Origin of the sequence: Pantoea sp. M_9 (assembly GCF_008631385.1) — a bacterium.
Taxonomy (GTDB): Bacteria; Pseudomonadota; Gammaproteobacteria; order Enterobacterales; family Enterobacteriaceae; genus Pantoea; species Pantoea eucrina.
This window is the reverse complement of record NZ_VWUF01000007.1, coordinates 19,871-32,002: the sequence shown is the minus strand read 5'-3', so window position 1 is coordinate 32,002 and position 12,132 is coordinate 19,871. Positions and strand designations below refer to the sequence as shown.

At 57.6% G+C, this 12,132-nt stretch carries 12 protein-coding genes; 7 read left to right on the top strand and 5 right to left on the bottom strand.

Translation table 11 applies throughout. The features are described from left to right. Positions 1-42 precede the first annotated feature (42 nt). Entirely contained in the window at positions 43-351 is a 309-nt protein-coding gene (locus F3I15_RS11650) for a putative quinol monooxygenase (RefSeq protein ID WP_150018024.1), read from the bottom strand. 31 nt (positions 352-382) lie between these two features. Next, complete coding sequence (locus tag F3I15_RS11645; RefSeq protein WP_150018023.1) at positions 383-964, bottom strand: NAD(P)H-dependent oxidoreductase; 582 nt, start codon at positions 962-964, stop codon at positions 383-385. A 161-nt stretch (positions 965-1,125) separates the two neighbouring features. Here F3I15_RS11645 and F3I15_RS11640 point away from each other — a divergent pair, with 161 nt between their 5' ends. From F3I15_RS11640 to ftsP, 4 genes are all read left to right on the top strand, one after another. Beyond that, on the top strand, positions 1,126-1,890 hold the full coding sequence (locus F3I15_RS11640) for a transporter substrate-binding domain-containing protein (RefSeq protein ID WP_150018022.1): 765 nt from the start codon (positions 1,126-1,128) through the stop codon (positions 1,888-1,890). A 213-nt stretch (positions 1,891-2,103) separates the two neighbouring features. Then, positions 2,104-4,374 (top strand): DNA topoisomerase IV subunit A, encoded by a 2,271-nt coding sequence (gene parC, locus F3I15_RS11635; protein ID WP_150018021.1) that lies wholly within the window; start codon positions 2,104-2,106, stop codon positions 4,372-4,374. Positions 4,375-4,412: 38 nt separating this feature from the next. Then, on the top strand, positions 4,413-5,150 hold the full coding sequence (locus F3I15_RS11630) for a 1-acylglycerol-3-phosphate O-acyltransferase (protein WP_150018020.1): 738 nt from the start codon (positions 4,413-4,415) through the stop codon (positions 5,148-5,150). A gap of 103 nt (positions 5,151-5,253) precedes the next feature. After that, the gene (gene ftsP / locus F3I15_RS11625) at positions 5,254-6,681 is read left to right on the top strand and encodes a cell division protein FtsP (RefSeq protein WP_150018019.1); all 1,428 of its coding nucleotides are present in this window, start codon (positions 5,254-5,256) and stop codon (positions 6,679-6,681) included. 46 nt (positions 6,682-6,727) lie between these two features. Here the strand turns inward: ftsP and dkgA are convergent, their stop codons facing one another. Then, a complete protein-coding gene (dkgA, locus tag F3I15_RS11620) occupies positions 6,728-7,555 on the bottom strand; it encodes a 2,5-didehydrogluconate reductase DkgA (protein WP_150018018.1) in 828 nt (275 codons plus the stop codon). 192 nt (positions 7,556-7,747) lie between these two features. On the opposite strand from dkgA, the gene F3I15_RS11615 reads away from it, so the two are divergent. Continuing rightward, positions 7,748-8,665 carry an AraC family transcriptional regulator gene (locus F3I15_RS11615; protein WP_150018017.1) on the top strand — a complete coding sequence of 306 codons (918 nt, stop codon included), beginning with the start codon at positions 7,748-7,750 and terminating at the stop codon, positions 8,663-8,665. Between the two features lie 3 nt (positions 8,666-8,668). On the opposite strand, the gene F3I15_RS11610 is transcribed toward F3I15_RS11615, so the two are convergent. Both F3I15_RS11610 and metC read right to left on the bottom strand, forming a co-directional pair. Next, positions 8,669-9,331, bottom strand: a complete 663-nt coding sequence (locus F3I15_RS11610; RefSeq protein ID WP_150018016.1) for a DedA family protein — start codon at positions 9,329-9,331, stop codon at positions 8,669-8,671. Between the two features lie 97 nt (positions 9,332-9,428). Continuing rightward, positions 9,429-10,619, bottom strand: coding sequence for a cystathionine beta-lyase (gene metC / locus F3I15_RS11605; protein ID WP_150018015.1), 1,191 nt, complete (start codon positions 10,617-10,619; stop codon positions 9,429-9,431). A gap of 246 nt (positions 10,620-10,865) precedes the next feature. Here metC and exbB point away from each other — a divergent pair, with 246 nt between their 5' ends. Next, positions 10,866-11,594, top strand: a complete 729-nt coding sequence (gene exbB, locus F3I15_RS11600; RefSeq protein WP_190315024.1) for a tol-pal system-associated acyl-CoA thioesterase — start codon at positions 10,866-10,868, stop codon at positions 11,592-11,594. Positions 11,595-11,599: 5 nt separating this feature from the next. Further along, positions 11,600-12,022, top strand: a complete 423-nt coding sequence (exbD, locus tag F3I15_RS11595; RefSeq protein WP_039380171.1) for a TonB system transport protein ExbD — start codon at positions 11,600-11,602, stop codon at positions 12,020-12,022. The last annotated feature ends 110 nt before the right edge of the window (positions 12,023-12,132 follow it).

Here is a 12,132-nt window from a genome sequence, read left to right as displayed (position 1 = left end):
GCAGACGCTCCGGCATAGCCAGAGCGTTGCCTGAGGAGAGGATCAGCTGGCTGGTTCCAGCACCAGGATTTTCACATCCACCACGTCGTCTTTGATGCGGGCGCGGTGTGCATCCATATGCGGCATCTGCTGATGCTGCTCCAGCGCCCGCAGCGAGACCCACTGCTCCAGCATAAAGATGGAGTCAGGTGAGTTTTGCTTCCACGGCACCTGCGCCTGGTGGTCGAGCAGCGCATCATACTGATGGCAACCCTCCTCCAGCAGTACCGCCGGAATCAGCTCATTGATGGCATCCAGCACCGCCTGACGACGGCCCGGTTTAACACAAATTTCAGCGACGACTGTTAACATAGCGCTTCCTCTTTTCCCGTTGTGCTTACAGTTAAGCAAAGATTGCGCTGAGATGAGTCCGATAACGCGCAATATCGCGCGGCACATCGGGCTGTTTGATAACGTCGTTGCAGATAAAGGTGGGCAGCGCCTCCATTCCGAGGAACTGGTTGGCCTTATGGAAGTGCAGATAAAGACCATCCACGCCCACGCCTTCAAAGAACTGATCGGCTTCAGTAAAGGCTTCCAGCGGCGCGTTCCACGTCAGCGACAGCATATATTTTTTACCCTGAATCAGACCGCCGGAACCATACTTTTTGCTGGCGTCGCTGCGTGAGCGGCCATCGCTGGCGTAAAGTTTGCCGTGACCTTCAGTAAAGACCTCATCGATATATTTCTTCACCGTCCACGGCTCGCCCATCCACCAGCCCGGCATCTGATAGATCACCACATCGCTCTCCAGATACTTCTGGATCTCCTCTGCGACGTCGTAGTTACTGTCAGCCAGCGTAACAGAGACCTGATGACCAAGATCGCGCAGCTGGCTGGCCGCGACGTCGGTCAGCGTATGGTTGAGTTCACCTTTTGAGTGAGCAAAGGTTTTGCCACCGTCAATGATCAGAATATTGCTCATACTGTTTTGCACCTGAATGTTAGTTTGATACGGCACACTCTACGCGCGAAAGCTGCGGGGAAAAATGTGTCACGGGTCACAATACTGTTGCTTATAAAGCAATAATGCTTCGGCGTATGAAACACTCTGTGCGCAACCCGGAATTAAACTAAGAAGAGGCTATGAAAAAACAGGTCACTATCGCGCTGCTGCTGGTAACGGGCACGGCTCAGGCGCAGTCACGTCTCGATCTCATTCAGCAGCAGCAGACGCTGCGCGTCTGTACTACTGGCGACTATAAGCCCTACAGCTTTCTGCGCAGTGATGGAAAATATGAAGGGCTGGATATCAGCATGGCGGAGTCGCTGGCCGCCAGCCTGGGCGCCAGAGTCGCCTGGGTGCCAACCACCTGGAAAACGCTGAGCGCTGATTTTGTTGCCCGCCAGTGCGATATCGCGCTGGGCGGCATGTCGGTCACGCTGAAGCGCCAGAAAATCGCCTGGTTTGCCCGGCCGCTCGGCACTGATGGCAAAATCCCGCTGGTGCGCTGCGAGGACAAAGCGCGCTATCAGACCATTGCGCAGATCAACCGGCGTGAGGTGCGGGTCATCGAGCCTGCCGGAGGCACTAATGAAGCGTTCGTGCACAGTCATCTGCCGCAGGCTACGCTGCAGCTGGCAGAGAATACGACCATCTTTCAGCAGCTGGCGGATAAAAAAGCGGACGTGATGATCACCGACGCGTCTGAAGCGCAGTTTCAGCAACAGCACTATCCGTCGCTTTGCGCCATCAATCCGGATAAGCCGATGCAGTATGGTGAAAAAGCTTACATGCTGCCGCGCGATGATATGAGCTGGAAACTCTACGTGGATCAGTGGCTGCATCTGGCGACTGCCACAGGCGAATATGCGGCGATCCAGCAAGCGTGGCTGGGCAAAGCGCCCTGATGCGGTGCGCCGTCATAGCGGGTTTTCTGCAGCAAAATCAGCGGCTTTATTAGCGGGAAAAAGCGGCCGGATCCGCCTGCTGCGCTGCTGTTTTTTAACGCAAACCTTTCTGCCGCAGAGACACGGCTTCTCTGTGACTAACTCGCGTGAATAAGGTACTATCCTCGCCAAATGACCCGCCGGTGCGGGCCACGAAGTGAGGATGCAAACGTAATGAGCGAAATGACGCAGGATGGTGCAGAGCGTCTTGCCCTGCACAAGTTTACCGAAAAAGCGTACCTGGACTACTCCATGTATGTGATTATGGATCGCGCGCTGCCCTATATCGGTGACGGTCTGAAGCCGGTGCAGCGCCGTATCGTCTACGCCATGTCAGAGCTGGGCCTGAGCGCCAGCGCCAAATTTAAGAAGTCAGCGCGCACCGTCGGTGACGTGCTGGGCAAGTATCATCCGCATGGCGACAGCGCCTGTTACGAAGCGATGGTATTAATGGCGCAGCCGTTCTCCTACCGTTATCCGCTGGTCGATGGTCAGGGTAACTGGGGCGCACCGGACGATCCCAAATCCTTTGCCGCGATGCGCTATACCGAATCGCGCCTCTCTAAATATGCGGAAGTGCTGCTCAGCGAACTGGGTCAGGGCACGGTTGATTACATCCCGAATTTTGACGGCACGCTGCAGGAACCCAAAATGCTGCCGGCGCGGCTCCCCAACATTCTGCTTAACGGCACCACCGGTATCGCCGTCGGCATGGCAACGGATATCCCGCCGCACAACCTGCGCGAAGTGGCTGAAGCTGCAGTGCGGTTGATCGACAAACCCAAAACCACGCTGGATGAGCTGCTGGATATCGTGCAGGGTCCTGACTATCCGACGGAAGCAGAGATCATCACGCCGCGTGAAGAGATCCGCAAGATCTACCAGAGCGGGCGTGGATCGGTACGCCAGCGCGCCGTCTGGAAAAAAGAAGAGGGTGAGGCAGTGATCACTGCGCTGCCGCATCAGGTCTCCGGCGCGCGCGTGCTGGAGCAGATCGCCGCCCAGATGCGTAACAAAAAGCTGCCGATGATTGAGGATCTGCGCGACGAATCCGATCACGAAAACCCGACGCGGCTGGTGATTGTGCCGCGTTCTAACCGCGTCGATCTCGATCAGGTCATGCACCATCTCTTCGCTACCACCGATCTGGAGAAGAGCTACCGCGTTAACCTGAACATGATTGGTCTGGATAACCGTCCGGCAGTGAAAAACCTGCTGGAGATCCTCTCTGAATGGCTGGTCTACCGGCGCGATACGGTCACGCGCCGTCTGAATTACCGGCTGGAGCGCGTGCTGCGCCGCCTGCATATCCTTGAGGGGCTGCTGGTCGCGTTTCTGAACATTGATGATGTGATCCACATTATCCGCAGTGAAGATGAACCCAAAGCGGTCCTGATGTCGCGCTTTGCAATCAGTGAAACGCAGGCGGAAGCGATTCTGGAGCTGAAGCTGCGCCATCTTGCGAAACTCGAAGAGATGAAGATCCGCGGCGAACAGGCCGAACTGGAGAAAGAGCGCGATCAGCTGCAGGCCACGCTGGCGTCTGAGCGGAAAATGAACAGCCTGCTGAAGAAAGAGCTGCTGGCTGACAGCCAGGCATACGGCGACGAGCGCCGCTCGCCGCTGCACGAGCGCGAAGAGGCGAAAGCGCTGAGTGAAAATGAGCTGGTGAGCGCTGAGCCGGTAACCATTGTGCTGTCGCAGATGGGCTGGGTGCGCAGCGCCAAAGGGCACGATATTGACCCTGCCGGTCTGAGCTATAAAGCGGGAGACAGCTATCGGGCGGCGGCGCGCGGCAAGAGCAATCAGCCGGTGGCGTTTATCGACTCCACCGGACGCAGCTATACGCTCGATCCCACCTCGCTGCCGTCGGCGCGCGGGCAGGGGGAACCGCTGACCGGCAAGCTGACGCTTCCGCCGGGCGCAGTGATGGAGCAGGTGCTGATGGAAGCGGACGATCAGAAGCTGCTGATGGCCTCTGATGCCGGCTATGGCTTTATCTGTACCTTTGCCGATCTGGTATCGCGCAACCGCGCCGGTAAAGCGCTCCTGACGCTGCCGGAGAATGCGCGTGTCATGACGCCGCTGGCGGTCAATTCCGGCGATGACATGCTGCTGGCAATCACCCAGGCGGGCAGAATGCTGATGTTCCCGGTGGCTGACCTGCCGCAAATGTCTAAAGGTAAAGGCAACAAAATTATCTCAATTCCTGCCGCAGATGCTGCCTCCGGTGCCGACCGGCTGCAGTGGCTACTGATTCTGACGCCGGGCAGCACCCTTACCCTTTATGTGGGTAAACGTAAGCTGATCCTGCGCGATGAAGAACTGCAGAAAGTGCGTGCCGATCGCGGCCGTCGCGGCAGCGTATCACGCGGCCTGCAGCGTATTGACAGCGTTGAAGTCAACGCGCCGGCACGCCCTAAGCGTGACGCAAGTGCAGAGTAATCGGGTTATCTGCGAAGGAGTACTTTTTTGAGGACGCTATGTTACTGATTTTACGCGCGATAATTATTATCATCTATTCCGTACTGGTCTGTGTCTTCGGCAGCATCTGGTGCCTGTTTTCACCGCGCAACCCGCGCCATGTCGCGACGTTTGGCCATCTTTTTGGCAAGCTCTCCGGGGTGCTGGGCGTCAAAGTTGAACTGCGTAAGCCGCCGGAGGCGGCGAATTACGGTAATGCTATCTATATTGCAAACCATCAGAACAACTATGACATGATCACGGCGGCGAAAATCGTACAGCCGACCACCGTTACCGTGGGCAAAAAGAGCCTGCTGTGGATCCCGTTTTTCGGGCAGCTCTACTGGCTGACAGGCAACCTGCTGATCGATCGCGACAACCGTGCAAAAGCGCACGGCACTATCGGAGAGATCGTCGGGCAATTTAAAAAGAAGCGTATCTCGTTCTGGATGTTCCCGGAAGGCACGCGCAGCCGCGGACGCGGTCTGCTGCCGTTTAAGACCGGCGCGTTTCACGCTGCCGTCGCCGCTGGCGTACCCATTATCCCGATCGTCGTCTCCAATACGCATGGCAAAATTAATATGAATCGCTGGAAGAATGGCCTGGTGATTGTAGAGATGCTGCCACCGGTCGATACCGCACAGTTTGAGACCACTTCTGTGCGTAAGCTGGCGACCCACTGCCGTGAAATAATGTCTGCTAAGCTGGAAGAGTTAAACGCAGAAGTCGCTGAACGCGAAAAAAACGGTAAAATCTGAGCCTCATCCGGGGGGTGGATGCCGCCCCCGTGCATCACAGCAAAATTAACAACAACAACATGGACACGGCGTTTTACGCCCCGCTCAAAAGGTCTGAAGTTTTATGTCTTGCAGCAGACGTCACTTTATTCAGCTTTCTGCCGGCGTTGCGCTGGCCTCTTCGGCATTGCCTTTTTCAGCCCGCGCCGCTGCTCCGGCTGGCGATGTCCCACTGCCGGTCCCGCCGCTGATTGAATCCCGCCGCGGACAGCCGCTGTTTCTGACGCTGCAGCGCAGCCACTGGTCATTTACGGGCAGCGGCAGCAAAGTTCCGGTCTGGGGCATCAACGGTCTCTATCTGGGGCCGACGGTGCGGGTCTACAGCGGTGATGACGTCAAGCTTATCTACAGCAACCGGCTTAATGAGCCGGTGGCGATGACGGTCAGCGGCCTGCAGGTGCCGGGCGCGCTGATGGGCGGGGCGCCGCGCATGATGTCAGCGGGCGCTGACTGGTCGCCGGTGCTGCCTATCCGGCAGGGGGCGGCGACACTGTGGTATCACGCCAGCACACCGAATCATATGGCACCACACGTCTATAACGGCCTGGCGGGAATGTGGCTGATTGAAGATGACGTGAGCAAATCTCTGCCGCTGCCTAAGCACTACGGCGTGGATGATTTTCCGCTGGTGATTCAGGATAAGCGCCTCGATAACTTCGCCACCCCGGTCTATAACCCGCCGTCAGAGGGCGGGTTTCTTGGTGATACGCTGCTGGTTAACGGCGTGCAGAATCCCTATGTGGATGTTTCCCGCGGCTGGGTGCGCCTGCGCCTGCTGAACGCCGCCAATGCGCGCCGCTTTGACCTGCGTTTTTCAGACGGTCGTCCTTTTACCGTCATTGCCAGCGATCAGGGCTTTCTGCCCTCGCCGGTTGCGGTACAGACGCTCTCTCTGGCGCCTGGCGAACGGCGCGAGGTGCTGGTGGATATGTCGCAGGGTGATGAAGTCTCAATCACGGCGGGCACGGCGGCAGGGATTATGGATCGCCTGCGCGGCCTGTTTGAACCCTCATCCATTCTGACCAACACGCTGGTGCTAACGCTGCGCCCCACCGGGCTGCTGCCGCTGGTCACCGATAACCTGCCGATGCGGCTGCTGGCCGATCAGATCCTTGACGGCGTCGCGGTGCGGACGCGCGAGTTTCGTATTGGCGACAGCGTACCGGGCATTAACGGCGCGCTGTGGGATATGAACCGCATCGATACCACCACGCAGCAGGGAACGTTTGAGCGCTGGATTATTCACGCCGATCGCCCGCAGTCGCTGCATATTCAGGGCGTCATGTTCCTTATCAAAAGCGTCAACGGCGCGCAGTCGATGGGCGAAGATCGCGGCTGGAAGGATACCGTCTGGGTTGATGGCAGTGTGGAACTGCTGGTGAGTTTTCCGCAAAGCGCCAGCGATCACTTCCCGTTTGTCTATTACAGCCAGACGCTGGAACTGGCCGATCGCGGTACGGCAGGGCAGATGGTCGTCAATCCGCTCTCCTGAAGAAGAAAAAGGCCGCCGTGAGGGCGGCCGCAATTGTCGTGCTGCTCTAGCCGTTAAACGTCTCCGGATCGGGACCCAGACGCTGGCCCTTATCCAGTTTGGTGATTTCGCTGATCTCACTTTTCTCCAGCCGGAAATCGAAGACGTTAAAGTTCTCCTCAATGCGTGCCGGCGTCACTGATTTCGGGATCACCACCAGGCCGCTGTCCAGATGCCAGCGGATCACAATCTGCGCCGCGCTCTTACCATACTTTTTCGCCAGCGTGCGGATAATCGCCTGATCGAACACCCCTTCGCCGCCCTGCGCCAGCGGGCTCCAGGATTCAGTCTGGATCTGATGCAGTGCGTTCCAGGCGTGCAGCGTACGCTGCTGCAGCATCGGATGCAGCTCAATCTGATTCACGACGGGCGTTACACCGGTTTCATCAATCAGGCGTTTCAGGTGCGCCTCATGAAAGTTGCAGACGCCGATGCTTTTGGTCAGACCCTGCTGCTGCAGCTCAATCATCTTCTCCCATGCCGCAACGTAGTGATCTTTTTCCGGGCAGGGCCAGTGCATCAGGTAGAGATCAACGCTGTCGAGCTGCAACTTCTCCAGGCTGGTCTCCATCGCCTGCTGCACATTCTGCTGGTCATCATTCCACAGCTTGGTGGTGACGAAGATATCGTTGCGCGCGACCGGCGTATCCTTCAGCGCCCGGCCAATCGCCTCTTCATTTTTATAGGCGGCAGCGGTATCGATTGAGCGATAGCCCACTTCCAGCGCTTTCAGTACGGCGGTATGCGCCTCTTCCTGACTTGCCTGCCAGACACCGAGGCCAAGCTGCGGCATCATATTGCCGTCGCGCAGTTTGATAATAGGTTGATCTGCCATTGGGGCTCCTTTTTCATTGCGATCGCTGAATGGAAAACTGTGTGCTTAAGTCTAGACAACAAACGTGCAGTGCGGATCGCTCTGCCAGAGCGGACTCTGACCCTTTTCTGCAAAAATCTTGCCTGATTCTCCAGGGGAGTAGAGCTTTGTGCAGCGTTACGGCACACTGAATTTTTTATCCGGAAAGCCGCCATGTCCCATGACGCCCTGTGTCGCCAGCTTGCCCGCCGGGTGGTCGCGCTAATGTGCGACCCGCAAAAACCGCACTGTGCAGTGAAAAATGTCCGGCTCATTTACGCCAGCGAAACGCTGCCGCGTACACCGATGATGTATCAGCCCGGCATTGTGATCCTGTTTCAGGGACGCAAAACCGGCTATCTCGGCAGCACGGTCTTTCACTATGATGCCAGTAAATATCTGATGCTGACGGTGCCGCTGCCGGTTGAGTGCGAAACGGAAGCCACGCCCGATGCGCCGCTGGCGGGCATGTGTCTGAGCGTGGATACCGCTTCACTGCAGGATCTGCTGCTGGATATCGGTGATGATGAGCAGTTTCAGCCCGCGGCGCAGACCTCGGGTATTCATTCAGCCTGGCTGAGCGAAGAGATGCTGTGCGCCGCAGAGCGGCTGCTGGATGTGATGAGCCATCCGCGCGATGCACGGGTGCTCGGCCCGCAGCTGGTACGGGAAATCCTTTATTATGTACTGACCGGTCCGATTGGCGGTGCGCTGCTGTCGCTGGTTAACCGGCAGACGCAGTTCAGTCAGATTGCGCGCGCGCTGCGGCGGATTGAAACGCACTTCGCCGGCAGCCTGAGCGTTGAGACGCTGGCGGCCGAAGTCAACATGAGCGTATCCGCTTTTCACCACAATTTTAAGGCGGTAACGCAGACGTCGCCGCTGCAGTACCTTAAACGCTATCGCCTGCATCAGGCGCGGCTGATGATGCTGCAGGATGGCGTAAAGGCGAGTGCAGCCGCGCTGCGGGTAGGGTATGAGAGTCCGTCACAGTTTTCCCGGGAGTTCAAACGGCTGTTTGGCACAACGCCGGGTGAAGAGGTCAGCCGCGCGCGTCAAACGGTGCAGTCGCTGCCGTTTGACGCGGCGTGATAATTACGAGGTTTTCTGGCGGCGTTTTTTCCAGATTACTACAATGCTGCCGGCCAGCCCGGTAAACAGCAGCACCAGCGGCAGGATCATCAGAATAGCCATAACCTGATCTTCATGCCGCTTAATAAACGGCACCTGGCTGATGCCATAGCCCATCGTAACGACAATACCGACCCACAGCACGCCGCTCAGCCAGTTAAACAGCTGAAAACGGCTGTTACGCAGCCCGGAAATACCCGCCATGGTAGGCAGCAGCGTGCGCACAAATGCCAGGAAACGGCCCACCAGCAGCGCCATCAGGCCGTGGCGGTTAAACAGATGCCAGGCGCGCTGATGGTACTGTGCGGGCAGATGCATCAGCCAGCTTTTGACCAGCCGGGTATTGCCCAGCCAGCGCCCCTGCAGATAGCTCAGCCAGCAGCCGAGGCTGGCGGCGGTGGTCAGGATCACCATGGTCGGCACAAAGTCCATTACGCCTTTAGCAATCATGGCACCCGCCAGCAGCAGCAGACTGTCACCTGGCAGAAACGACGCCGGCAGCAAGCCATTTTCCAGAAACAGCGTCAGAAACATCACGCCGTAGACAATCCATACGACATCCGGATTGGCCAGCGCAGCAAAATCCTGATGCCAGAGCGCCTGGACAATCTCATGTAAAACACCCATCTGCTATCCCGTCGAGTTACAAGGCTTCTATAGTAGCCCTCCGCGGCCGCCTGCGCGTTGATCTGATATGGCGAGCCACGGATGGTTGAAGGTTGGTTTAATTCGTTAAGCGGTCAAAACCCGCCTGCAGATCGGCCAGCAGGTCGCTGACGTGCTCCAGACCGATATGCAGACGTATCAGCGTGCCCGTAAAGTCGACGCCGCCTGCCGGGCGAATCGCCGCCAGCTCTTCTGGCTGGCTGGCCAGGATCAGCGACTCATAACCGCCCCACGAATAGGCCATGCTGAAATGATGGAAGCGATCGAGATAATTTGCCAGCCGCTGCGCATCCAGCCGCTCATGCAGCACAAATGAAAACAGGCCGCTGCTGCCGCTGAAGTCGCGCTGCCAGAAACGGTGCCCCGGGCTCTGCGCCAGCGCCGGATGATTGACCCGTGCCACTTCAGGCCGGCCAGTCAGCCACTCCGCCACCTGCAGCGCGCTCTCTTCGTGCTGGCGCAGGCGGGTGCCTAAGGTGCGCAGACCGCGGCTCGCCATATAGGCCGTATCCGCATCGATCATCTGCCCCATCAGGTAGGAGTTTTCGCGCAGCTGCGGCCAGCAGCGGGCGTTGGCCACCGCGGTGCCGATCATGGCGTCACTGTGACCAATGATATATTTGGTGCCGGCCTGGATAGAGATATCAATCCCGAACGACAGCGCGTTAAACAGCACGCCCGCCGCCCAGGTGTTATCCAGCATGATAATCGCCTCGGGCGCTTTGGCACGTACGGCGGCAACAATGGCCGGAATATCCTGCACTTCCATCGTCACCGACGCCGGCGACTCAAGAAAAACCACGCGGGTATTGGGCTGCACCAGTTCACCGATCTCACTGCCAATGCAGTGATTAAACCAGGTGGTGGTGACCTGCATTTTGGTGAGGATTTTGCTGCAGAAATCCTGCGTCGGTTCGTAGACCGCTCCGCTCATCAGCACGTGATCGCCCGCTTCAACAAACGCCAGGATGGCGTTGGCAACGGCGGCTGCGCCGCAGGGATAGAGCGCACAGCCTGCGCCACCTTCCAGTTCAGTCATCGCATCCTGCAGCGAAAAGTGCGTAAGGGTGCCGCGGCGGCCATAAAAGAGTTCGCCTTCAGCCCGCCCGGCGGTGGCGCGTTGTTTATCCGCGACGGTATCAAAAACCAGGGATGAGGCGCGCTGTATTACGCTGTTCACCGCGCCCTGCGTATAACGTTTATTACGTCCTGCGCTCACCAGCGCGGTATCCAGTTTTTTCGTAGCCATCACTGCCTGTCCTGACCCATCTTACAAAGCATTCACGTTACCACGAATCAGGGGAGGGGTTGAGCCTGTTTACCGATTATCAGAGTGGCGCCAGCCCGGCGGCAAAGGCACTGCCGCCGCCGTCACTGCTTTGTAAATAGTAATGAGAACGACTATCACTTAGATCCTTTTTTTTGCTATGATCGTCTCTTCAGTCGTGAACTCTACAACAGAATCTGGAGATGCAGCGTGGTAGCCAGTGATTTAATGCAGACAGACCTCTCCGTCTGGGGGATGTACCAGCATGCCGACATCGTGGTTAAAATTGTCATGATTGGCCTGTTGCTGGCATCCGTCGTGACCTGGGCTATCTTTTTTGGCAAATATGCTGAACTGAGCGCCGCGAAACGTCGCCTGAAAAAAGAGCAGCAGGCGCTGGGCGCAGCACGCTCACTGGCTGACGCTTACCGTGCGGCAGAGAGCTTCAAAGCCGGCAGCCACAGTGCTGTACTGCTGGCCGATGCGCGCGAGGAGCTGACGCTGTCAGCGGGCACAGACGATCTGGCGGGCATCAAGGATCGCACCAGTTTTCGCCTTGAGCGTCGCGCAGGGGCGTTCAGCCGTCATGCCGGACGCGGCAATGGTTTTCTGGCAACCATCGGTTCCGTGGCGCCTTTTATCGGCCTGTTCGGTACCGTATGGGGCATTATGAATAGCTTTATCGGCATCGCTAAAACGCAGACCACCAATCTTGCTGTGGTCGCGCCAGGCATTGCCGAAGCGCTGCTGGCAACAGCGGTTGGTTTGGTTGCCGCTATTCCTGCCGTGGTTATATACAACGTCTTTGCACGCATGATTGCCAATTATAAAGCGTCGCTGGGTGACGTTGCGGCCCAGGTGCTGCTGCTGCAAAGCCGCGATCTGGATCTCGGCACGGCGCACGTCGCGGCGGAAACCAGCCGTCCGGCTGCTACGCATAAGCTGCGCGCAGGATAATCATTATGGCGATGCGTTTAAACGATGAGGCCGCTGGCGACAGCGAAATGCATGAGATTAACGTCACGCCGTTTATCGACGTTATGCTGGTGCTGCTGATTATCTTTATGGTGGCGGCACCGCTGGCAACAGTGGATGTGCGCGTTAATCTGCCAGCGTCCACCAGCGCACCGCAGCCGCGTCCGGAGAAGCCGGTCTATCTCTCAATCAAAGCGGATAAGCAGATCTATATCGGCAATGATGCGGTGACGAAAGAGACGCTGGTAAACGCGCTGACTGCGCAGACCGCGGGAGATAAGCAGACCACTATCTTCTTCCAGGCCGATCAATCAGTGGACTATGCCACGCTGATGGCGGTGATGGACCAGCTGCGCGCGGCGGGCTATCTGAAGATTGGCCTGATGGGAATGGAAACGGCCGGCAAATAGCCGGACTATTTTGCCGGAGAGAAAGCCGCTGATAACAGCGGCTTTTTTTATCCCTGCTTTCTGCAGAGCGGCGGTCAGAACCGCGCCACATTGTTAATTTCCTGTTACCT